This is a genomic window from Dokdonia sp. Asnod3-C12 (genome assembly GCF_045063975.1).
In the GTDB taxonomy this organism is placed as follows: Bacteria; Bacteroidota; Bacteroidia; order Flavobacteriales; family Flavobacteriaceae; genus Dokdonia.
In genome coordinates this window covers 2,296,557-2,319,636 of the sequence record NZ_JBEFNY010000003.1, presented here as the reverse complement: position 1 = coordinate 2,319,636, position 23,080 = coordinate 2,296,557, and the positions used below count along the sequence as shown (strand labels likewise).

Sequence of the window (23,080 nt, the reverse complement as noted above, 5' to 3'; positions counted from 1 at the left end):
AATATTACTCTCTAATTGCTCAAATTCAGTGCCTTACTGATAAAAACACCTCATATCCAGCTATTAATTATCTTAAAATCTACGTATTGCTTCTTTAATTTCTTCTTCTTTTACACAAAGACTAAACCTGATGTATCCTTTTCCCATCGTTCCAAAAATGGTTCCTGGTGTGATAAAAATGAATTTCTCCAGTAAGATGTTATCTATAAAGGCCTCGGCATCGATTCCTTCTGGCAGTTTTGCCCAGACAAATAATCCTACAGCATCTCTGTCGTATGTACAACCTAACCTTTCGGCAAGCTCATAAACTAGTTTACGGCGGCGTCCATAAATGGTATTGATATGCTCAAACCAGTCATCTCCTAAGCCTAAGGCTGCTACAGCTCCTTTCTGTATGCCATAAAACATACCGCTATCCATGTTAGATTTTACACGCAATACATGTCCTATGTTTTCGGCACTTCCTAGTACCATTCCTACACGCCATCCGGACATATTGAAAGTCTTACTAAGACTGTTAAGCTCTAAGGCTACTTCAGAGGCTCCTGGTACTGCTAGCAGTGATTGCGGATTATCATTAAGTACAAAACTATATGGATTATCGTTAATTACTAGTATGTGTTGCGCTTTCGCGAAAGCGATCAATTCTTCAAAAAACCCATCTGGCACCTTAGTCCCCGTAGGCATATGAGGATAATTTACCCACATTAACTTTACACCCGAAAGATCTTGAGCCGCCAGCGCTTTTAAGTCTGGCAACCATCCGTTCTCCTCATTAAGATCGTATGTAATTGCTTCTGCCTCCACAAGTCTTGTTACAGCAGCATAACTAGGGTATCCAGGGTTAGGAAAAAGGACTTTATCACCAGGATTTAAAAATGCCATCGAGATGTGCATAATCCCTTCCTTAGAACCCATGAGTGGCAATATCTCAGTGTCTGGATTTGCGATTACTCCATATTGTTTTTTATAGAAATCTGCCATGGCTCCTCGCAACTCAGGAATACCTGTGTAACTCTGGTATTGGTGAGCTACGCTATCATGCAATCCTTTGAGCATTGCTGCAACGGCTGCCGGAGGCGCTGGCATATCTGGACTTCCTATTCCCATATTAATCACAGGATGACCGTCTGCAATGAGTGCGCGAACTTCCTTTAGCTTTCGCGAAAAGTAGTATTCCTTGGTTTCCTGTAACCTATTTGCTGGTTGCATCATTGCTTTCTGTTTTTGTAGGCTCCTAGTACTTTAAAATCATTTGCCATGATCTCTAGTAATTGTACTGCCTTATTAAAGCTTTCTATTTTTTCAAAAGTTACATCTACAAAAAATGCATACTTCCACGGCTTCTCGATAATAGGCATGGACTGAATTTTTGTAAGATTCATCTTGCAATCACTCAGCACATTTAAAATTGCCGCTAGACTACCTCGCTTATGATCTGCCGAAAATCTTAGAGATGCCTTATCAATAACACCTTCTACTTGTTTCTTATCCTTATTTAAGATAAAGAATCGCGTTGCATTCTCATTGATGGTCTGTATGGACTCCCTTATGATTTCTAGTTTGTAAATACTTGCTGCGGCTGTACTGGCTATGGCTGCTATTCCTTGTAATTGCTTTTCTTGTATCTCACGTGCTACACCTGCGGTATCTGTATCTTCTACAAGTTTTATATCTGGGTAGTTTCTAAAAAACTCACGACATTGTAAGATTGCCATAGGGTGTGACCACACTTCTTTTATATCTTCTATGCCTTGACCTGGTAGCGCCATTAACTGGTGCTGGATATCAAGGTAGAACTCTCCTTCTATGTGTAAATCATGTTTATCTAGTAATGCATAATTAGGGAGTATTGCCCCTGCGATACTATTTTCTATAGCCATCACAGCATCTTGTACTTCGCCTTCTACCAGTGCGTCTACTAGCCTAGGAAAAGACATGCACTCCACCACAGCAACGTCTCTCCCAAAAAATTCTTGAGCTACCTTGTGATGAAATGATCCTTGTACGCCTTGTATTGCTATTTTCATAATTGTGCAAAAAAAAAGCCCTGATAAAAATTTATCAGGACTTATTGAAATATTGAGTGTTATTAAATTAGCACAATATCAATCCTGATCTCTTCCCGTAAAAGAAGAAATAGAAAAAATTGTTCCAATAATAAACGTTTGATAACATGTTAACTTATTTGACTGCTAAAGTAGAAAAAATATCTAATGAGCCAATTTATTTACAACCTTTTATGAAATATTTTTTATTGAGCATAGATTTTGAGGAATTATCAATCAAACATCTATAAACTAGTGAAAATGAGAATATGATACATATTCCTATATTAAAATCTCTTTAGCTTAGATGATCGTCACACTTTTAAATGTATCCTCCCGTTATCAATTCTTACATTTACAGTATTAAATACTCCTCTATGTCCATTGTAGTAACAGACATCACAAAAATGTACGGCACTCAGAAAGCGCTTGATCACATTTCCTTTTCCTTACAAAAGGGTGAGATTGTAGGCTTTCTAGGTCCTAACGGTGCTGGTAAGAGTACATTAATGAAAATACTCACCACCTACCTCACCCCTACTTCTGGAACAGCCACAGTACATCACCACGACACCAAAAGTAATGTTCAAGAAGTGCGTCGCGCTGTGGGATACTTACCAGAGCACAATCCGCTTTATGTGGAAATGTATGTGCGAGAATATCTAGCGTTTAATGCAGGAGTTTATAAGGTATCAAAAGAACGCATAGATGAAGTTATCAACCTCACAGGACTAACCTCTGAGGCACACAAAAAAATAAGCCAACTATCAAAAGGTTACAGACAGCGTGTAGGTCTTGCTACTGCTTTACTACATGACCCAGAAGTATTGATTCTTGATGAACCTACTACAGGGCTAGATCCTAATCAGCTATTAGACATTAGAAATCTCATTAAAGATATAGGTAAGGAAAAAACGATATTAATGAGTACGCACATCATGCAAGAGGTAGAAGCCATTTGTGATCGCGTGATTATCATTAATAAGGGTATTATAGTAGCCGACAAGAAAATGACGGAGCTACGCGATGGACAGCAGCAAATAGTTATTGCTGAGTTTGATTACCGCGTAGAAGAAGTTGCATTAAGCAGGCTAGACAAAGTAGCTTCTGTAAAAAACACTACAGGATTTACTTATGAAATAACCTTTAGCACTCAAGATGATATGAGAGCAAAGGTCTTTGACTTTGCACATGATAACGACCTTAAAATCTTACAACTCAATCAGAAAAACGTAAGCCTAGAGGGATTATTTACAGAACTCACTTCCTCCTAAAAGCACCTTATAAGTCGCATATACACCTAGCACTCTTATTGTTTTCTTAATTTTGTTTAATTAAATATTAAATAACTTAAACAAAGTAATCGTTAGTCGTAATTTTATGGAAAAAAGAAAAACCATAAAAAATTGCTATGACACAAGAACTAGGAAATGCAAATTTTGAAAACTTTATAGGCGCTACAGAAGGCTTCTCTGAGATTGCTTATCAATTTACATCACATATTCTTACATTAGGATATGCAGTAATGCTCGCAGGCTTACTCTACTTTATCCTTACCATCAAAAATGTAGATAAAAAATTCCAAATGTCGAACATATTATCAGCTGTGGTAATGGTATCGGCATTTTTACTTTTATATGCGCAGGCGCAAAACTGGACATCAAGTTTCACCTATAATGAAGAAGTAGGAAGATATTTTCTAGATCCAAGTGGAGATTTATTTAATAATGGATATCGTTATCTCAACTGGCTCATCGATGTACCTATGCTTTTATTCCAAATTCTATTTGTGGTAAGCTTAACTTCTTCAAAATTTAGCTCTGTACGTAACCAATTTTGGTTTTCTGGGGCAATGATGATTATTACTGGATACATTGGTCAGTTTTATGAAGTAAGTAACTTGACTGCCTTTTTAGTATGGGGAGCTATTTCATCTGCATTTTTCTTCCATATTTTATGGGTAATGAAAAAAGTAATCAAAGAAGGAAAAGAAGGCATTTCTCCTGCAGGACAAAAAATACTTTCTAATATCTGGATCTTATTTTTAATATCATGGACTTTATATCCAGGAGCTTACTTAATGCCATACCTTACTGGAGTCGACGGATTTTTATATAGTGAAGATGGCGTGATGGCTAGACAACTAGTATACACTATTGCAGATGTAAGTTCTAAAGTTATCTATGGTGTATTATTAGGTAACCTAGCAATTACATTAAGTAAGAACAAAGAGTTGGTTAAAGCAAATAGCTAATTATAAGTAGCAACTCACAAACTCAATAATAACAAAATCGCGTTAATTGGTATTACTCATGCCATTTAACGTGATTTTTGTGCTTTACAAACAACTCACAACCTTGTAATTTCATTGAAAAACTAACGCTAGAGGCTATTATTTAGGGAATTGACTGCAAATTAAGCCCCAACAGTTTGATAATACAAAGAATAATGTATCTTTGCACGCTGATAGAATCGCTATCATATACATGAATTTCATTTAAAACAATACTGGAATGTATTTAACAAAAGAACAAAAACAAGAGCTTTTTGCAAAGCACGGTAAAGGAAAGAACGATACAGGATCTGCAGAAGGTCAAATCGCAATCTTTACACAACGTATCTCACACTTATCTAACCACTTGAAAACAAATCGTAAAGATTATGTTACAGAGCGTTCACTAGTAATGCTAGTAGGTAAGCGTCGTTCATTACTTGATTACTTAATCAAGAAAGACGTATTACGTTACAGAGCTATTATTAAGGAGCTTGGTATCCGTAAATAATATTTTAAAAAAGGAGTTCCTAACGGAGCTCCTTTTTTATTCCTTTTAATAAGAAAACCATGCAAGGGTACATCGCTATAAATTGTAGCCTCTTGCAAAAGCATAAAACATTACAGATGTTCTCCTCTAGTTTTGATGGTCATAATATGACTATCTTATCTTAAACGAGAACGGATCATTATCTACTCAGTATTAAAAAATAAGTTTATAAAAGCTTCATTTGATACAAAGCAGATTTTCGCCGAAAGGCATATAATACTCCAAGTCCTTTTATACACAAGTAATTATGTATAGAACGACAAAGAAAGCTTTCACAGCTAGTTTTTCATTGGTGTCCGATTTTTGGGAAGTAACTACCCTTTAATCATCCCGTATCTTTTTACAGATACATCAACTACACAACGCAACGACACATGGAATATCCACGAAGGGTGTTCTACCATTAACAATTTTCGCGAAAGCGGGATTACAATAATCCTTTGCACGTGAGAATATCTCGACATAGATCGAGGTGAAAAACAAATTTTATGATTCCAAAGGTTTACAAAGAGGTCATCGACCTTGGTGATGGAAGAGAAATCTCTATCGAAACAGGAAAACTTGCAAAGCAAGCACACGGATCTGTAGTAGTACAGTCTGGAAAGTGTATGTTGCTTTGTACTGTAGTATCAAACTACGAACAAAAAGATCTTGACTTCTTACCACTTACGGTAGATTACCGTGAGAAGTTTGCAGCAGCAGGTCGTTACCCAGGTGGTTTCTTTAAGAGAGAAGCTCGTCCATCTGACGGTGAAGTATTAACAATGCGTCTTGTGGATCGTGTACTACGTCCATTATTCCCAAAAGATTACCACTCTGAAACTCAGGTGATGATCCAGTTAATGTCTCATGATGACGACGTTATGCCAGATGCAATGGCAGGTCTTGCAGCAAGTGCTGCTATCCAATTATCTGACTTCCCATTTGAGTGTGCTATCTCTGAGGCTAGAGTAGGACGTGTAAACGGTGAGTTTATCATTAACCCTACAAGAGCACAGCTAGAAGAGTCTGACATCGACATGATGATTGGAGCTTCGGCAGATTCTGTAATGATGGTAGAAGGTGAGATGGATGAAATTTCTGAAGAAGAAATGGCAGACGCAATTAAATTTGCTCACGATCACATTAAAGTACAGTGTGCTGCACAGCTTCGTCTTGCAGAAGCTTTTGGTAAAAAAGAAGTACGTGAGTACCCAGCCGAAAGAGAAGATGCAGACCTTAAGCAAAAGGTACACGACATGGCGTATGATAAGGTATATGCAATCGCACAAGCCGGATCTGCAAAGCATGAGCGTAGCGCTGCTTTTAAAGAAATTAAAGAAGAAATCAAAGCAACTTTTTCTGAGGAAGAACTTGAAGACTTTGGTGGACTTGTATCTAAGTATTACCGTGCTGCCGAAAAGGCTGCCATACGTGATCTTACACTTAACGAAGGACTTCGTCTTGATGGTCGTAAGACTACAGAGATACGCCCTATCTGGAGTGAGATAGATTATTTACCATCTGTACACGGATCTGCAATTTTCACACGTGGAGAAACTCAGGCACTTGCTACAGTAACACTAGGTACTTCTAGAGATGCAAATAAAATAGATATGCCATCTTATGAAGGAGAAGAAAACTTCTACCTTCACTATAACTTCCCTCCTTTCTGTACAGGTGAGGCAAGACCTATACGTGGTACTTCACGTCGTGAGGTAGGTCACGGTAACCTTGCGCAACGTGGTCTTAAAGGAATGATCCCAGCAGATTGTCCTTATACAGTACGTGTGGTGTCTGAGGTGTTAGAATCAAACGGTTCTTCATCTATGGCAACAGTATGTGCAGGTACTATGGCAATGATGGATGCAGGTATCCAGATGACGAAGCCAGTTTCTGGTATCGCAATGGGACTTATATCTGACGGTGCTTCTGGTAAGTATGCAGTACTTTCTGATATCCTTGGGGATGAAGATCACTTAGGAGACATGGACTTTAAAGTAACAGGTACGGCAGACGGTATTACTGCTTGCCAGATGGACATTAAAGTAAAAGGATTATCATACGAGATTCTTGTAGCTGCCTTAAAGCAAGCTAGAGATGGTCGTTTACACATACTTGATAAGATTGTAGAGACTATTGCAACTCCACGTGAGGATGTAAAAGACTACGCTCCAAAAATGGTAGGTGTACGTATTCCTAATGAATTCATTGGTGCATTAATAGGCCCAGGAGGAAAAGTAATACAAGAACTTCAAAAAGCAACTGGAACCACTATCGTTATCAACGAAGATCCAGTAACAGAAGAAGGTATTGTAGAAATCTTAGGTACAGGTCAAGAAGGTATCAACGCCGTACTTGCAAAGATAGACTCTATTACATTCAAGCCAGTCGTAGGTAATACGTACAAGGTGAAGGTAATCAAGATGCTAGATTTTGGTGCAGTAGTAGAATATCTTGACGCTCCAGGTAACGAAGTACTTCTTCACGTATCTGAGCTTGCTTGGGAACGTACAGAAAATGCTTCTGACGTAGTTTCTATGGGAGACGAGCTTGACGTAAAATACTTTGGTATAGACAAGCGTACTCGTAAGGAAAAAGTTTCTCGTAAAGCATTGCTTGAGAAGCCAGAAGGTTATGTAGCTCCAGCTCCTAGAGAGCGCAGCAGTTCTGACCGTCGTCCACCTAGAAGAGATGATCGTAAGAGAGATTAATTCTTATATAGCTGTAAGTCTTTAAACACTTACACTAGTCAATTATAGAAAATCGGTTATCCTTCACAGGGTAGCCGATTTTTTTTGTGGTGCGCTTTCGCGAAAGTTGTACCTGAGAAACAATCATAAAAAACTACGAACATTGAGAGATTCATAAATAAATGTATATTTAGACAATCAATCAAAATCAATCAAATGGATAAATTAATACCAATTTTAAAAACTTCAGACTACAGAAAAGACGATAAGCTATTCTTTAAGGAATACTTATTTGAAAGTAAAATTTCACCTGTTATTGCTTATGGTACAGACAGTGGAAGAATGGTTACTTATGAGTCTGCCTCTGATGAAAATGATCTTAATTTGAAGTTTCCAAAAATTAAAGAAGAGGCAATATCTAACCTTAAATTAATTGATGTAAGCTATCAAATTACAGATGCAGAAGGAACTAAAATTTTATTTGCCGAGGGAAATGAATATGCGAGTGAAAAAATATTAGACAAAGATTTTATGATTAAAATTGCCGAGGAATTGAATTGTGGTGGTTTAATGGTCGGCATTCCATTCAAAGGGCTATTAATTGCAATAGACTCAAACTCCCCAATGAGATTAAAGCTTCCCGTGATTGTCAAACAATATTTTGACAATCCACAACAGGATAGAATATCTGACAAGGTTTTCTTAGTTCAAAATGGGGAAGTAGTTGCAATTGGTGGGGAAGATTTACCTCAAAATGATAACTTGAATAATTTTGTTATTTCAGAAAATAAAAAGCAAAATTACTCAGTCGAATTGAACAGTAAAAATATCGAAGAATTAACAAAGGATGTAAATACATCATTTCAACAGGTTCTTGCGATGATCATGCAAAGAAAATTATTTGGTGGAGAAATAACGTATAAATTGAGTAGCAGCATTGTTTTAAATCAAGCCCTTAAAGACAAATGCAATTCTTACGTACAACAAATTGAGAAGAATGAATTGTTGCAATCAATTTCAAAAGCACTAGCAGCCAGCGAAGTAAAACTGAAATTTTTCTATAATGACAAACAAATTGCGCCAGAACTTAAAGAAAAGATTTCATCGAACGAAAAAGACTTCACCAATGTCTCAAACGACTATTTAGATAAAGAATTTAATCGAATATTAGGTATCCCAAACGCAAGAACTAATATTGATGCACTTACAACTATGAGCGTACTCAGGAAGGAGTATGAAAAACGCGGAATTAAAATGCCTAATGAAAGAAAGAGTAACAAATGGTGGGAATTCTGGAAATAACCACAAACAATATCTAAACATCAATTATAACAAAATCGGTTATCCTTCTCAGGGTAGCCGATTTTTTTTTGTGATACGCTTTCGCGAAAATGTGAGCAACCACAACACTTCCAAAGGTATTATTAAAAATAACTTGTAAAAATATGGCTATAATGAGGAAATACGTAATCATAAAACGAATAGAATATATATTTTCGTCCTCGTTTTATGCTGTTTTTTAAAAGCACCATAGCAACAGTAAACTCAAATCACTAATTATAATATTTAAAATCGTCAATAAATTATGAAAAAACTATTACTCATTCTTTTAGCCTTAAACTTAAGCTGTAAAAGCGATATCAACTCAAATGCTAATAAAGATTCTAGCGGTTCAATTCAAAAAAGTCTAGGTAAAAAAATTGATATCACTGATCAATTAGAAAAGTACTTTTTACAAGACGGCATTGATCAAAGAAATAAGGAGCTAGAAGATATACTATCTAAAGCTGACGCTAAAACATCAAATGCATTAGAAAATGCGCTTAGTGGTAACTCAAGATATAGTTATAGGTATGATTCCGTAAAAAATGAAAAAGATATTATTGAAGCAAAAAGTAATAGAGAGGTTTTTGTTACAATGCAGAAAAACGTACAAAACTATTTAGCATCGGCAGAAAGCAAAAAAGCATATGTTTATCCTTTACAAAAATCGCCAAAGGATGTCGTTCTCTACCTTTTTGAATCAGTTACAAGCGGAAAATTTTCTGACTTAAAATATTTTAACGATCCATATTTAAAAGATTATAGTGACGCACATTCATTGTTTCTTATGTTTTCATACTTCCCCGAAATAAACTTGATTTCCAATAGAAAAGCCCATAGGAAATTTGCTGAACTTATGGCTGAATCTAAGGATACCAGCATTGAGGTGAAAAATGTAAGGATAGAAAAAAATAAGGCCTTTGTTTTAACCTCTTTAGTTGACAGTAGCTCTACGGAAGATGCAAAGGACTTTGTTGTAGAATTAGTAAATCGCAATGAATATTGGTTCTTTGACGGTATAAAAGATTAAAGAAAAAGCTTATTAATTATAATCTCACAAAATCGGCTATCCTTTACAAGATAGCCGATTTTTTTTTTGCACTACGCTTTCGCGAAAATATGGCAACCACCTTACTCCCCAAGGCATCATTAAAAATAACTTATAGAAATGAAGCTATAATGAGGAAATACGTAATCATAAAACAAATAGAATATATATTTTAGCCATCGCTTTATGCTGTTCTCTTTAAAAGCAGCGTCACATCAACAAATTCAAATCAGTAATTATAATATTTAAAGAATGAAAAAAATCACTTTATTAGCTTCCATTTTTTTACTTTTTTTATCATGTAGTAATGATGAAAGTGAGCAGCCTGAAGAACAATTAATCGCTTGTTTCGATGTTTCAAATGACACCCTAGAGGTGGGGGAAGAATTTCAAATCACAAACTGTTCAGTTGGAGCCAGCTCTTTTGAATTTGATTTCGGAAATGGAACTACAAGTACTGACGATGCACCATTGGTATCATATCAAGAGTCCGGTGTTTACACAGTTAAATTAAAAGTAACATCAAGTAGTGGTGCAATAAAAATTACAACTCAAATCGTAAGAGTTAATGACATTGAAGAAAATTATCTCTATGCACCGGTACTTGAAGGTGACAACATCTTCCCTATAAATTTTGGTTTTTCAGATAATTCATTTTACTATATTGAAAATTTCTGGAACATTTTTGCAGCTAGCTCAGGTAGATTTAACTATGTAAAAATTGATTTTAGCGATAATACTTTTAATAAGTCATATATAGCTAATAAAAGTTATAACTCTGGTCATGCTTTTGTAAGTACTCTCAGTAATGATGAAAAGTTGTTTTACTCAACAAGGTCTTTACAATCTATATTAGGATTAAAAGAGGTAAAACTAAATTCTAGTTTACAACCACAAAGCACTCAAAATAACACTTATAGAGTGCTATACGGTGTTCTTGAAGATAATGACAACTATTTATATTACGGTGCTTATAGAAACTTCAGTTCAAATGACCCAGATTTTTCTTTATATAAGAGTCCTTCAATTGATATTCGTGATAATATGGGGATCATTTTAGAAAGAAAAACGTACAATGAAATAGAGCAAGGATTTATTGGAAACCTTGAAAAGACAGATGATGGATTTATAGCCTTTGGAGGTATAACAGACCCGATAGACTTCAATACTTTTGAAAACTATAGACCTCTAATTATCTTTTTAAATAATGACTACGAGTATGTAAGTCACGTAACATATGAAAATACATCAATCGCTGCCATTGACAATGATAATCTCAATGCGTCCTTTAACATAGCCAAAATTGCAACTAATAATTATGTTTTATACAGCCACAATGAATTTAGACTCATCGATGCTCAAGGTAATGAGTTAATTAAGTCAGATTTGCCTACTCAAAGTAGCGTCCAGAGTCTACTGGCTCTAGAAAATGAAGGTTTTATAATTTCTTCAAAGGATTATATGCACAAATATGATCTTAATGCTAACTTAATTAAATCCATAAAATTCAATGGTAAAGCAACACCTAATTTAGTTCTCAATGATAACAAGATATTTTTTGCATCTGGTTATAGTTCAAGCTATATCATAGACGAAAATAATTATTCGGTTTTTAAAACATTTATTGGAGCTATGGATAAAGATTTAAATATCATAAACTTAAATTAATCCTAATTGCGGGAGCATATTACTTCAAAAAGATAATCGAACTTCGCTATGATGATGTCACCAAAACAAATTAAAATCACATACTAATCTCTGATTAATCACATAAAATCGGTTATCCTTCACAGGGTAGCCGATTTTTTTTGTGGTACGCTTTCGCGAAAATGTGAGCAACTACAACACTTTCCAAGGCATCAATAAAAATAACTTGTAAAAAATTGACCATAATGAGGAAATGCGTAAAGGAGATAGGTTATAGTGGTGTATTTTAGTGAGCTGTAGAGTAGTTGATTACACAGTTGATTGTTTATAGCTAATAACGAGATATAACCTATAAACTAAAACAACTAACTAGTATACAGTTTTACAAGGCTTACAGGCCATAAATAGTAAACTTGCTGTTATATGCTAGTTACCAGCAAGCAAAAACCCAAACTAAATGACAGAATTAAATTATAAAGGGAGTAGATGGTTTAAATGTGATTTACATCTACACACAACTGCAAGTAAGTGTTTTGAAGACCAAACTGTAACCGCTCAACAATGGGTTGACAGAGCTATTGATCAGGGTTTGAATTGTGTTGCTGTTACTGACCATAATACAGGAGCAAGTATTGATGAAATAAAAGAAGCTGCGAAAGACACTTCATTGACAATCTTTCCAGGGGTTGAAATAACTTGTGATGCAAGTAAGGTTCATTTGCTTATAATTTTTGACATAACTAAAACTACTGCGGACATAAGAGATTTTCTTGTTAGAGCGAATATCAAAGCAGAAGATTTTGGGAAACAAGAGGCGGCAACCATTTCTAGCATTTTTGAAATATCCGAATTAGCGATAAAAGATGGTGCTTTAGTAATTCCTGCACATATTGACGAATACAACGGACTTGGCTCTGTAAGTGTTGGGAATTTAAAAAAACTATATGCCGAATATGAGATAAATGCGGTTCAAGTAGTTCATAAGGATTTTTTAGACCCTTCTTTACAAACGACAGGTAATGTAGATTTGAAAGTAAAGTTGAACGATTATTATAATTATCCAACACCTTCAGTCGAAGATTCAACGATTAAAGAATGGTACACTTCTATAAAATACGCCTTAGAATCTAAAAAAGCTATTGTAACTTTCTCCGACAACCCACACGCACCAAAAAACTCTAAACACGGCTTAGATGGAATTGGAACTAGGTTTACTTGGATTAAAATGGGTGACACGCCTTCACTTGAAGGTTTGAGACAAGCCTTTTTATTACCTGATTTCAGAATTAAGAATGATTTTAATTCGCCTAATTCTCCTTATAATCTTCCAGACTTGTGGATTAAATCCATTACGGTTTCTAATTCAACAATAACAAAAGACAACATTCCACTAAAAATAGATTTCAACCCACAATTAACTACGATTATTGGAGGTCGTGGTAGTGGAAAATCAAGTATTTTGAGATTTATTCGAGGCTTGTTTAATCGTACAAATGATTTAGCCGATTTAACAGAAATTCTTCAAGACCACAATCACTTTTATAAAAGTTTTGATACTAGAACTCAAAAAGGTGTTATCAAGGAAGACTCTTCAATTGAAATAGAGTTTATAAGAAATAGTATTATTTATAAAATAATAGCAAGCGATATATCTAATTCAGTTAATCAAACAATCATTATTCAGAAATACGATTCAGAAACAGATGATTGGATTTTGGAGGAAGCTGAATCATTTATTGACTTTTTTAAATATGAGCAATATTCTCAAAAACAGATTTATGAAATAGCTCAAGAACCTAATTCATTAAGAGAGAGAATTGATAAATCTATATCTGGAATGGAATCTCTTGTAAATGAGAGAGAAATAATCAAAAAAGAGTTTTTAGAGAAATCAGCCTCTATAAGAACAATAAGACAACAAATTTCAGGAAAAGGAAAACTACAAACTGAAATAACAGATTTAGACGCTCGGATTAAATTATTACAACAAAGTGGTATAGCTTCATTACTAACTTCAAAAAATAAATTCACAAGTCAAAAAAAGACTATTGATGAATTTATTCTAGAAGCAAAAAACAATGAAGATGAAATCGAAAATCTTTCCAATACTCTTAAGATAGATGAAATTGATTTTACAGAATTTGACACAAAGTATTCTGACGAAATTTCGCCATTAAGTAAAGGTGTTGTTGAAGGTTATGAAGAAGTCAAGCGTGAAATAGAGGCTTTAAAACAAAAAGCTGAGAAATTAAGAACCGACTTTAACACCTCATTACCTTTAACAAACTGGAAAAAAGATTTCGACCAAAACAATCTTGATTTCAACGCTAAAAAAATTGAATTAGAAACTCAAGGAATTGATGACATTTCTAATTATGAAAAACTTTCAGAAGCTAAAAAAGCAAAAGAATTAGAGCTAGAAAAAATAATAACTATTGAACTAAGTCTAATCACTGAAATAGCTGAAAGAGGAAATCTACAAAATCAATTCTTACAAAAGACTAAAGACATTACTGTCTTGAGAAGAAATTTTGTAGCTGACTTAATGCAAGATGATAAAGTAAAAGTTTCAATTAGACAATTTAGAAATAAAACTGATTTTGTAAATAAAATTAGAGCTATTACCCAAAGATGGACTGGTTTCGAAACTGATATCGATTCATTGGTTAACATTTGCTTTAATGGTAATGTTGAGCATAAAATTAAAGATGTTCGCGAAATCTTTTTAAAAATTAAAAAAGAGGAAACTGTAACAAATGTTAGTGGGTACTTTGTGAATTTAGTCAAGGGAATGTCCGAATCTCAAATTGATGAAATTGAGTTACTAATTCCCGAAGATGAAATTGATGTACAATACAAACCTTCGGGTTCGTCTACATTTAAGCCATTATCTACAGCATCAGCAGGTCAAAAAACAACAGCGATTTTGACTTTTATTCTTTCTCAAGGTAATACACCTCTTTTATTAGACCAACCAGAAGATGATTTAGACAATAGATTAGTATATGAATTAATTGTTGACCGCTTAAAACAAGCTAAAGAAAATAGGCAAATCATAGTAGTTACCCATAATGCAAATATTCCAGTAAATGGAGATGCTGAATATATTTTATCAATGGATTCTGAAAGTAAGAATCTAGAAGTTCTATATTCTGGAACAGTTGAAGAACCGACAATTAAAAAAGAAATTTGTGACGTTATGGAAGGAAGTGAAAAAGCTTTTAATATGCGTTCAGAAAGATATAAACATATAAAATAGCCAGCTGGTAACAAAGAACTGAGTTAAAAAACAAGCCTACTTCAACTGAGCTCAGCACATGCTTTTAGGCTGATCCTGATCTATGATTTTCATCATAAGGTCTTCCTGATTTTACGATAGTAAAGGCTTGTTTTAAGAGCTTATTTTTAGTGCTACGTTTCATACACAAGCCGTTGGCGTGAATTAAAAAAAAGACAATAAATGAAAAGTAGAATTATAATATTAATAATGGGAATTTTTGGTTTATTCTGGAATTGCAAGGATTCAAAAAAAGAGGATTTTAAAGTGACTTATCCTGTAGAAAATTTAGGAGTTATAAAAGCTAAATATTCTGATGGAAGTCTTGCAATTGGAGCTTTTAATAGAGGTTATAAAGACTATGAAGAAAAGTCTTTCTATCCTTGGAGTTTGATAATAAATATGGAATTGAATATTGAAAAATGCAATCCAAACGGACTTCCTTTAGATGATGAAAGTGCCCTTGCTAATCAACTTGAAAATGAAATAGTTGAAAATTTGTCTAAAATTTCACCAGTTCATAATGTTGGACATTTGTTTAACAGTAATCATTTGGATATTTATCTATACGTTCGAGATAAAAATAAAATAGATGAGTGGCTAAAAAGAGAAATCGAAAAAGAAAATTTAAAACGTTCTTTCAGTTATGAACTAATTAAAGACAAAAACTGGGAAACAATTGGGAATTTTATGAATGATAAATAAAGCCAGTTGCCAATAAAGGACAGAGTTATAAAACAAACCCTCCTATACTTCACAACCCCAAACCCACCACCTCATGTTTGAAAAATCAAAATCCTTTTTATACAGAATCGTTTTTATGATTTTGTTTATTGTACTCGCAAAAACCTGCGTCTCAGACTATATAAATGGTGGTGATGAGTATAAAATAAGCGAACTAGAACAAATGATTAGTGAGAACACTGTGGTCACTGCAAGTTTATCAAATGAATATACAGAGTCCACTGTGGCAAGTGTGGTCAAGCTTTATAAGTTTGATTACAGATTTGATCTCAATGGCAAGTCTTACACTGGTAAAATCACGCTCAACGCTGTGCCAAATACTAGCAAACTCAACATCTACTACCTAAGCGATGACCCTAGCATTATCGCTGCAGATCCTTATGAAGCCATCGCAAGAGAAAAGAAAAAAGGTAGCTCCATTTCTGAACTACTCATAGGGATTGTTTGGGGAGTGCTCGCTATCATATTATTAATCTCCTTGATAGCTACCATAAAAAGAACAAAGACACCCAAAGACCCTACTAGCGAAACTAAAACAGCTCCTAAAAGCATTAAAACTCGCACAAAGAAAAAAGCAGCAGCAGAAGTTCCAGAAATCACAACAGAAGAAGAACGCCTGCGCACCCTTGAAAAAGAACGTATCCGCAAAGAAAAGGAAGATCCATCTAGGTTTATGCCGAGGTAGACGGTAGTTAAAGGAGTTTAATCTTTAAGAGAAGATTTAAGGACTTACTACTGTTAGCTAACTATTAACTCTGAGTCGGAGGCTCGTTAATTATAAAACATATAACTCAACAGACAAAAAAGCTATCCATAAAAGGATAGCTTTTTTGTTGCGCTGAAATAGAAGTTGAAAGAAACAAACTATAAAATTTAGGCAGAATGAGGTTGACCGTAAAACAAATCAAAATCAAGCTATTAATTTAGTTCCTTATAAACTTACAACTTCAACAATTTGAATCTACTACGATACAGTTTTGACTTGAATCAGAGTAAGATGAAATGGAGTTTAAAATTCACTTAAAACAAATGGACTTAAAAAAATTTTTAAACGAATCTCAAGACCCAAAAACTGTTGAAAAAGTTTTAGGTAGAATCAGTGAATTATTAACTAAAGATGAAACGGTAGAATATGTTGCAGTTCAAAAAAAACCGGCTGTAAATTTATCACCAGACTCAATTGCACTAACAAATAAAAGAATCATTTTCTGTCGTCCTAAATCGTTTGGTCTTTCAATGAATTTTCAAGATTTATTGTGGAAAGAAATTTCAGATTGCCATATGAAAGAAGGAATTCTTGGTGCAACATTTACTGTAAAAAAGCTGAAAGGTGGAGGTATTCTCTCTTTAGATTATTTACCTAAATCACAAGCCCGTTTACTTTATCGTTATGCGCAAGAGAGGGAAGAAGAAATGGATGAGTACAGAAGACAAAGAGAATTAGAAAATTCAAGAGCGAAGGCTGGCGGTGGAATCATAGTAAACTCTCCAAGTGCAGATAATAATCAAAATGACAACAATAGTGATGACCCAATTGCCAATCTCAAAAAATTAAAACAACTCCTAGAGCAGGACTTAATTAGTCAACAAGAGTTTGATAATAAAAAGGCAGATATCTTATCTAAACTTTAAAATTATTTTCAAGAATACCCTCTATCAATTAAAATCAGATACCTGGGCACTTTTATTTTCATTAATGAATCTCCATCTAAAGCACTAATGCTATGTTATATTTAGATGGAGATTTTTTCATAAACTCTAATCAAGTAATATGTTTGTATAAATTTATAATTAATGTTCACACCTCTAGTTCGGATTATATTAACGGCAACATGTTTAATGGCAGCCATTTATTTTTACTATAAAGATGATTTTGTAAATATGTCAATGATGCTATTAGCAAGTGGTCTTTTTATTTACGGGTATTTCAAATATGGGACAGTGTATGCGGCATTTCAGCAAATGAAAAAGAATGATTTAAAAAAAGCTGAAGCATTAATTTCTAAAGTTAAAAACCCAGATCGCCTTTCAAAAGAGCACAAAGGGTTTTATTATTTTACCAAAGGAATTATTTCTCTGGACAAGCAAGAGTTAGACAAAAGCCATCATTATTTAACTCAAGCATTAGAAAATGGTTTAAGAACAGAAAACAACCAATCTATCGTGCTATTAAATCTCGCTGATATTGAATTTTCTAATAAGAATTATAATGAGGCAAAAGAGTATATCAATAAGGTTAAGAGCTTCGATTTAAAACCATTGATTCAAGCAGAGACTATCCGACTTGAAGGAAAAATAGATAAAGCAATGCCTTCGAAAAACTAAAATACAACATCATCAATCAATAACTAAATGCCCCAAAACACCACACCTCAACCACCCATAAATAAGCACGTAGGCTGGATACGAGTACTTGCCATTATCCTTCCCTATATATTTATTGTTGCCATTATTCAGCTTATAGGCTACTATGTTATTGGTATAGATTATAATGAGCTTCCTACACAGAAGTCTCCTTTCCAGTTATTTGTAGGCACCATATTCTCCTTACTAGGAACACTTTCTGTGATATGGATTTTTATAAAGTTTGTAGATAGAAAACCATTTGTTGAGTTAGGTTTTGCGCTAAAAAATAGGAAGAAAGACATTATCGCTGGTCTACTTATAGGAGCGGCAATCATGGCGCTGGGTTATCTTATCATGTTATCGATGGACGAAATTCAATTTAAGGGCTTCCATTGGGATGCTACACAGCTGCTGTATGCCATCCTCACGTTTGTAAATATTGCAATATTGGAGGAAGCGCTGCTGCGTGGTTACGTACTGCGCAACCTGATAATTTCTTTTAATAAGTACATCGCTCTTATTGTTTCGGCGCTGCTGTTTTCACTGCTTCACGCAGCAAATCCCAATGTAGATATGTTTGCGCTAGCCAACTTATTCCTAGCGGGTATCTTGCTGGGAATCTCTTATGTGTACACTAAGAATTTATGGTTTCCTATTGCGCTGCATTTGAGCTGGAACCTTTTTCAAACCTTGTTTGGTTTCAATGTAAGTGGTATTGATTCGTATCACCTTATTGAAATGAGCATCACAGAAAATAACCTACTCAACGGCGGCCTTTTCGGTTTTGAAGGATCCATATTTTCTATCATTTTTCAGGTGATTACAATTATCTTCATCGTGTGGTATTACCAGAAAAACAAGGACTCTTCAGTGCCAGCATAACAACTGTTTCTACCATTACATATTGATTCATAAGAGCTTATGGGGAATGAGTACGCTTTCGCGAAAGCGTGATTACCCACATCACAACGTCTCACGATTTAATTTTCCATACTTTTAACCCAAAGTCGATCACTATACACGTGTCAAATCTACCCTGAAACTATCTCAATGTTGATAGTTGGGTCATTATACATCACTACTATGAAGAAAATATCGTTAGTACTCGCACTCATGGTTACTGCAGTTGGATTTACTCAAAATAAGCAAGATGCTAAGCCTAAGCCTGAAAGCAATACGGTCTATTTAAAAAAGATAGCGCATAGAACGTCAAGTATTGAGCCTATTGCTAACCCTGAGAACAATCCGCTTGTTACTAAAATCAACGTACTAGAGAACGATCTCAAAGAAATGGAGGCTATCAAGATTCAGGATTCATTCTTATCACAAGATGTATCTAGTTACGCCACAAAGGATGATGTCTTTAATGGCTACATCAAGCACTTGCGCGGCTTTAAGACACCTAGCGTATATGTTGAGGAAATTGTAAAATTCCCACCCGTTGTGGATGTGGGCAACACAACGAATAAGTTAAAACTTGGTAATGGCGTAGCAGAAGCTCAAGCAGCACTAGACCAAGGATCCATAAGACAAATGCGTACGGAAGATAGCAATCCATCTACTGGGCTTGAAATTATCTCTAACAGAAACCCAAGTAGTAAACTCTTACCTAATGCGGAAAACAATCCGCTTATAACGCAAATAAATGCACTAGAAGCTGCGCTGATAACGGCAAGGGTTGCTCAATTTCAACAAGAATTTGAAACCACATTTCATGGAGTAACTGCTAATCAAGGTGAGCATGTTGATAATCCAGATTTTGTTTTAAACAACTACATCTATAATCTAGAAGAAAACCTACAAAAACAGGGCTATTACAGAAGAGTTTCTGAGCGCTTGAGACATAAGAACAGAGCAATGATAAGAAAACCTGGCCTAGAGCATAAAGCTGGTGTTACCCCTGGCGGAAAATTAATGATGCAACAAAAGGTAGATACAAAAGCAACGACGGTCAAGAAGAAAACAAAGCAGTAAATAGCACAGAAATAACTACCCAAACCGAGTGAACACCTCATCACCTACAAACCAAAGTTGGACTGCCTGTACTGCATGTAATGGGCAAGGAAGCAAAAGTCAGCGACTTCGTAAGAAAGTGCGCTTAGCCTACCAGCGAGCGGTTGCGGTTTATGAGGAATCAGATAAAAAAGGCATCGCTCCTACTCGACCAAAAAGGCACCAAAGCAAATGCATTGCATGTAATGGCTCCGGTATCATCCCAGCACCATCTCCACCATCACTAGATACAGATCATTATCCTCACGTGGCAATTATAGGTGCTGGCATAGGTGGTGTAGCACTGGCGGTGGCTTGCTTACATCGTGGGATTCCGTTTACGTTGTATGAGCGCGATAAGAGTTTTGACGCACGGTCGCAAGGCTACGGCCTTACCTTGCAACAAGCGAGCAAGGCAATCGAAGGTTTTGGAATCACTCAATTAGACGAGGGAATTGTATCCACTAGGCATCTCGTTCATACTCCAGAAGGTACGGTCGTAGGAGAATGGGGCATGAGAAAGTGGATGGAAGAAGATGATGATGCAAACCCGAAGCGCACAAATATTCACATAGCCAGGCAGTCATTGCGACTTGCGTTGCTAGAACAACTGGGCGACTCGCCACACGTACAATGGGGACATCAATATGTGAAACACAGCAGCGCTCAAGATGGAACTGTAGCTATAAAATCCCAAGTAGATGGAAATATTAAAACCACAAACGCCCACCTCATTGTAGGCGCAGACGGCATACGCAGCGCAGTGCGCAATACCGTTATAGACGAGAAAACGTCACCATTGCAATACCTAGATTGTATGGTGATCTTAGGTATTTGTTCACTAGATAAACTAGATGATGTAGAAAGTACCCTACTAGATCAAGCAACAGTTTTTCAAACTGCAAATGGTCACGAGCGGATCTATATGATGCCCTATGACAAAAATGCTATCATGTGGCAGCTTAGCTTCCCCATATCAGAGCAAGAAGCAATCACGCTCAATCAAGCAGGTCCCGGAGCACTCAAAGAGGAAGCGATTAAAAGAACACAATGGCACGACCCTATCCCACAAATAATGACGATGACTCCAGAAACCTTAATTTCTGGCTATCCTGCATATGACAGAGCATTATTAAAACCTGAAACTTTACAAAATGCTGGAGCAATCACCTTGCTAGGCGACGCTGCACACCCTATGAGTCCTTTTAAAGGACAAGGAGCAAACCAGGCACTTCTTGATGCATTAGCGCTAGCCAGAGCAATCTCGGCAGGCTGTAAACAGGGATCAAACTGGCAAGAAAGAGGACTACGAGAAAACGTACTCAACACTTTTGAAGAAGGCATGCTAGAACGCACCGCCTCAAAAGTAACCGACTCCTCAAAAGCAGCAGCTTTTTTACATTCTCATGTAGTACTTGAAAAAAACAATTCCCCACGCGGAAAGTCCTTTAGAACTAAGGACTAAAACATTGTATAAAGTGTAGTTACAATTCGCCCTTTGCCATCAGTTGGATGAGTAACACTCAGCTCTCGTTCTTGCATAACCTTCATATTAAAAGGCGACATGAGCAGCTGGACACCACTATTCTTTTTTAACCTCGTCCCCTGACCAGAAATGATGTCTTGATTAGGTGTAAAATCACCTTCGGGCAGGTGCTCTGTGAGAATCACATATTTAAAGGAAGCTAATTTATCTACAACACTGGCTATCTCACGATTAGATAGATGTTGTAATACCTGTCTCAAAATCACACAATCGCCCTCAGGAAGTACTTCTGTAGCAATGTCTAGACACTTAAAAGCTAGTCCTTCATTTTTAAAGGTAGTTTTATTGTGCGCAATGAGATCTTCTACTATATCTACACCTGTATATTTCTGCGCGTAAGGAACTAGCTTGCTACCTATATTAAAATCGCCACAACCCAGATCACACACTGCAAGAGGTTCTTCGAAAGAGCTAAGAAATGCCGTAACTGCCTCCACATATGGAACAACAATCTCAGGATGGTGCGACCCTTCTCCAGAGTAAAAGTCAGAAATTCCTGCTCCCCACAGCTTCAAATCATACACCTGCTCCATCGCCTTTTTTGTTGGCCATGGTTTTTTTGATTTTACCGAGAGATTATCTTTTGACATTTAAAAACGTTTATAAAGCTCAAAGTACTAACATCTATCCTTTACCTGCAACCCATCGTTATAGTTGAATTAAAAATCCAGCTATTATTCTTGCTATACGAACATTGATGTATCACGCTTTCGCGAAAGCGTAAACTATAAATTTCAACCCACACAAGAAAACAACAAAGTCCCTCTTCGAAGAGGGATTTAGAGAGATGTCCGCAATGAGAAGCTCAATAACAACTTTCCACAAATAAAAACAAAGAACCCTTGCTCTACAAAGAGCAACCCACATAAGAAAATAAGAAGTCCCTCTTTGAAGAGGGATTTAGGGAGATGTCCGCAAAGAGAAACTCAATAACAACTTACCATAAATAAAAACAAAGAATCCTTGCTTTGTCAAGAGCAAAAAGCAACCCATACAAGAAAATAAGTCCCTCTTCGAAGAGGAATTTAGGGAGATGTCCGCAAAGAGAAACTCAATAGCAACTTACCATAAATAAAAACTAAAAACCCTTGCTCTGTCAAGAGCAAAAAGCAACCCACAAAACAAATAAAAAGTCCCTCTTTGAAGAGGGATTTAGGGAGATGTCCGCAAAGAGACAACAAAAAAATTAACACACAATTAAATTGCACAACAATAATTAATCGTAATATTGCAATCAACAAATAACTCAATCATGGGATTAGCAAAAACTGAAATGTTTACAGATGAGCAAAATGAGATTTCTCTTTTTGCCAAAGCTTTTGGTCATCCGGCTAGAGTATCCATACTACAGCATTTATTTAAAATAGATTCTTGTGTATGCGGAGACCTAGTTGCCGAAATAGGGCTTGCGCAACCTACCATTTCACAACATTTAAAGGAACTCAAACTTTTAGGTCTCATTAAAGGAAATGTAGAAGGTACAAGTGTGTGCTACTGTATAGATAAAGAAAACTGGACCGCCATGAAAAATGTAATGACAGCTTTTCTTGACCAAGATCTTAAGAGTAGCGGAGAGTGCTGCTAAAAAAAATTACTTTTATTAATCGCATTATCG

19 protein-coding genes are annotated in these 23,080 nt (G+C 35.7%); 16 read left to right on the top strand and 3 right to left on the bottom strand.

The features are described from left to right. Positions 1 to 72 precede the first annotated feature (72 nt). Positions 73 to 1,215: a pyridoxal phosphate-dependent aminotransferase gene (locus tag ACJJVW_RS10490; RefSeq protein ID WP_405226680.1), complete on the bottom strand. Its 1,143-nt coding sequence runs from the start codon at positions 1,213 to 1,215 to the stop codon at positions 73 to 75. Further along, positions 1,212 to 2,030 carry a prephenate dehydratase gene (locus ACJJVW_RS10485; RefSeq protein WP_405251763.1) on the bottom strand — a complete coding sequence of 273 codons (819 nt, stop codon included), beginning with the start codon at positions 2,028 to 2,030 and terminating at the stop codon, positions 1,212 to 1,214. The genes ACJJVW_RS10490 and ACJJVW_RS10485 overlap by 4 nt, the downstream gene beginning before the upstream one ends. Positions 2,031 to 2,425: 395 nt before the next feature. Between ACJJVW_RS10485 and gldA the strand changes: the two genes are divergently transcribed. The 15 genes from gldA to ACJJVW_RS10410 all read left to right on the top strand — a co-directional run bounded on the left by gldA (position 2,426) and on the right by ACJJVW_RS10410 (position 21,384). Further along, positions 2,426 to 3,322, top strand: coding sequence for a gliding motility-associated ABC transporter ATP-binding subunit GldA (gene gldA, locus ACJJVW_RS10480; protein ID WP_298326699.1), 897 nt, complete (start codon positions 2,426 to 2,428; stop codon positions 3,320 to 3,322). A 137-nt stretch (positions 3,323 to 3,459) separates the two neighbouring features. Then, a complete protein-coding gene (locus tag ACJJVW_RS10475) occupies positions 3,460 to 4,302 on the top strand; it encodes a bacteriorhodopsin (RefSeq protein ID WP_298326704.1) in 843 nt (280 codons plus the stop codon). A gap of 259 nt (positions 4,303 to 4,561) precedes the next feature. After that, the gene (gene rpsO, locus ACJJVW_RS10470; protein ID WP_298326707.1) at positions 4,562 to 4,831 is read left to right on the top strand and encodes a 30S ribosomal protein S15; all 270 of its coding nucleotides are present in this window, start codon (positions 4,562 to 4,564) and stop codon (positions 4,829 to 4,831) included. A gap of 527 nt (positions 4,832 to 5,358) precedes the next feature. After that, positions 5,359 to 7,563, top strand: coding sequence for a polyribonucleotide nucleotidyltransferase (locus ACJJVW_RS10465; RefSeq protein WP_298326709.1), 2,205 nt, complete (start codon positions 5,359 to 5,361; stop codon positions 7,561 to 7,563). A gap of 195 nt (positions 7,564 to 7,758) precedes the next feature. After that, the gene (locus tag ACJJVW_RS10460; RefSeq protein WP_405251760.1) at positions 7,759 to 8,844 is read left to right on the top strand and encodes a DUF1444 family protein; all 1,086 of its coding nucleotides are present in this window, start codon (positions 7,759 to 7,761) and stop codon (positions 8,842 to 8,844) included. Between the two features lie 283 nt (positions 8,845 to 9,127). Next, positions 9,128 to 9,895 (top strand): hypothetical protein, encoded by a 768-nt coding sequence (locus ACJJVW_RS10455; protein WP_405251758.1) that lies wholly within the window; start codon positions 9,128 to 9,130, stop codon positions 9,893 to 9,895. A gap of 270 nt (positions 9,896 to 10,165) precedes the next feature. Beyond that, positions 10,166 to 11,581, top strand: coding sequence for a PKD domain-containing protein (locus ACJJVW_RS10450; RefSeq protein ID WP_379952991.1), 1,416 nt, complete (start codon positions 10,166 to 10,168; stop codon positions 11,579 to 11,581). A gap of 436 nt (positions 11,582 to 12,017) precedes the next feature. Continuing rightward, a complete protein-coding gene (locus ACJJVW_RS10445) occupies positions 12,018 to 14,819 on the top strand; it encodes a TrlF family AAA-like ATPase (protein WP_379952990.1) in 2,802 nt (933 codons plus the stop codon). A gap of 201 nt (positions 14,820 to 15,020) precedes the next feature. Next, positions 15,021 to 15,542 (top strand): DUF695 domain-containing protein, encoded by a 522-nt coding sequence (locus ACJJVW_RS10440; protein ID WP_405251755.1) that lies wholly within the window; start codon positions 15,021 to 15,023, stop codon positions 15,540 to 15,542. A 115-nt stretch (positions 15,543 to 15,657) separates the two neighbouring features. Next, entirely contained in the window at positions 15,658 to 16,266 is a 609-nt protein-coding gene (locus ACJJVW_RS10435) for a hypothetical protein (RefSeq protein ID WP_405251753.1), read from the top strand. Positions 16,267 to 16,583: 317 nt separating this feature from the next. Continuing rightward, positions 16,584 to 17,213 (top strand): PH domain-containing protein, encoded by a 630-nt coding sequence (locus ACJJVW_RS10430; protein WP_379952987.1) that lies wholly within the window; start codon positions 16,584 to 16,586, stop codon positions 17,211 to 17,213. Between the two features lie 207 nt (positions 17,214 to 17,420). Further along, the gene (locus ACJJVW_RS10425) at positions 17,421 to 17,906 is read left to right on the top strand and encodes a hypothetical protein (protein ID WP_379952986.1); all 486 of its coding nucleotides are present in this window, start codon (positions 17,421 to 17,423) and stop codon (positions 17,904 to 17,906) included. A 27-nt stretch (positions 17,907 to 17,933) separates the two neighbouring features. Further along, on the top strand, positions 17,934 to 18,809 hold the full coding sequence (locus ACJJVW_RS10420) for a CPBP family intramembrane glutamic endopeptidase (protein ID WP_405251751.1): 876 nt from the start codon (positions 17,934 to 17,936) through the stop codon (positions 18,807 to 18,809). A gap of 201 nt (positions 18,810 to 19,010) precedes the next feature. After that, positions 19,011 to 19,901: a hypothetical protein gene (locus tag ACJJVW_RS10415; RefSeq protein ID WP_405251749.1), complete on the top strand. Its 891-nt coding sequence runs from the start codon at positions 19,011 to 19,013 to the stop codon at positions 19,899 to 19,901. A gap of 28 nt (positions 19,902 to 19,929) precedes the next feature. Continuing rightward, entirely contained in the window at positions 19,930 to 21,384 is a 1,455-nt protein-coding gene (locus tag ACJJVW_RS10410) for an FAD-dependent oxidoreductase (RefSeq protein ID WP_405251747.1), read from the top strand. Here ACJJVW_RS10410 and ACJJVW_RS10405 read toward each other — a convergent pair. Continuing rightward, the gene (locus ACJJVW_RS10405; RefSeq protein ID WP_405251745.1) at positions 21,381 to 22,055 is read right to left on the bottom strand and encodes a class I SAM-dependent methyltransferase; all 675 of its coding nucleotides are present in this window, start codon (positions 22,053 to 22,055) and stop codon (positions 21,381 to 21,383) included. The genes ACJJVW_RS10410 and ACJJVW_RS10405 overlap by 4 nt on opposite strands. Before the next feature lie 662 nt (positions 22,056 to 22,717). Here ACJJVW_RS10405 and ACJJVW_RS10400 point away from each other — a divergent pair. Then, positions 22,718 to 23,050 (top strand): metalloregulator ArsR/SmtB family transcription factor, encoded by a 333-nt coding sequence (locus tag ACJJVW_RS10400; protein ID WP_339848068.1) that lies wholly within the window; start codon positions 22,718 to 22,720, stop codon positions 23,048 to 23,050. The last annotated feature ends 30 nt before the right edge of the window (positions 23,051 to 23,080 follow it).

Coding starts and splice junctions, on each gene's coding strand:
- ACJJVW_RS10490 (WP_405226680.1), bottom strand. CDS start 1,215: ATGATGCAACCAGCAAATAGGTTACAGGAAACCAAGGAATACTACTTT.
- ACJJVW_RS10485 (WP_405251763.1), bottom strand. CDS start 2,030: ATGAAAATAGCAATACAAGGCGTACAAGGATCATTTCATCACAAGGTA.
- gldA (WP_298326699.1), top strand. CDS start 2,426: ATGTCCATTGTAGTAACAGACATCACAAAAATGTACGGCACTCAGAAA.
- ACJJVW_RS10475 (WP_298326704.1), top strand. CDS start 3,460: ATGACACAAGAACTAGGAAATGCAAATTTTGAAAACTTTATAGGCGCT.
- rpsO (WP_298326707.1), top strand. CDS start 4,562: ATGTATTTAACAAAAGAACAAAAACAAGAGCTTTTTGCAAAGCACGGT.
- ACJJVW_RS10465 (WP_298326709.1), top strand. CDS start 5,359: ATGATTCCAAAGGTTTACAAAGAGGTCATCGACCTTGGTGATGGAAGA.
- ACJJVW_RS10460 (WP_405251760.1), top strand. CDS start 7,759: ATGGATAAATTAATACCAATTTTAAAAACTTCAGACTACAGAAAAGAC.
- ACJJVW_RS10455 (WP_405251758.1), top strand. CDS start 9,128: ATGAAAAAACTATTACTCATTCTTTTAGCCTTAAACTTAAGCTGTAAA.
- ACJJVW_RS10450 (WP_379952991.1), top strand. CDS start 10,166: ATGAAAAAAATCACTTTATTAGCTTCCATTTTTTTACTTTTTTTATCA.
- ACJJVW_RS10445 (WP_379952990.1), top strand. CDS start 12,018: ATGACAGAATTAAATTATAAAGGGAGTAGATGGTTTAAATGTGATTTA.
- ACJJVW_RS10440 (WP_405251755.1), top strand. CDS start 15,021: ATGAAAAGTAGAATTATAATATTAATAATGGGAATTTTTGGTTTATTC.
- ACJJVW_RS10435 (WP_405251753.1), top strand. CDS start 15,658: ATGATTTTGTTTATTGTACTCGCAAAAACCTGCGTCTCAGACTATATA.
- ACJJVW_RS10430 (WP_379952987.1), top strand. CDS start 16,584: ATGGAGTTTAAAATTCACTTAAAACAAATGGACTTAAAAAAATTTTTA.
- ACJJVW_RS10425 (WP_379952986.1), top strand. CDS start 17,421: ATGGCAGCCATTTATTTTTACTATAAAGATGATTTTGTAAATATGTCA.
- ACJJVW_RS10420 (WP_405251751.1), top strand. CDS start 17,934: ATGCCCCAAAACACCACACCTCAACCACCCATAAATAAGCACGTAGGC.
- ACJJVW_RS10415 (WP_405251749.1), top strand. CDS start 19,011: ATGAAGAAAATATCGTTAGTACTCGCACTCATGGTTACTGCAGTTGGA.
- ACJJVW_RS10405 (WP_405251745.1), bottom strand. CDS start 22,055: ATGTCAAAAGATAATCTCTCGGTAAAATCAAAAAAACCATGGCCAACA.
- ACJJVW_RS10400 (WP_339848068.1), top strand. CDS start 22,718: ATGGGATTAGCAAAAACTGAAATGTTTACAGATGAGCAAAATGAGATT.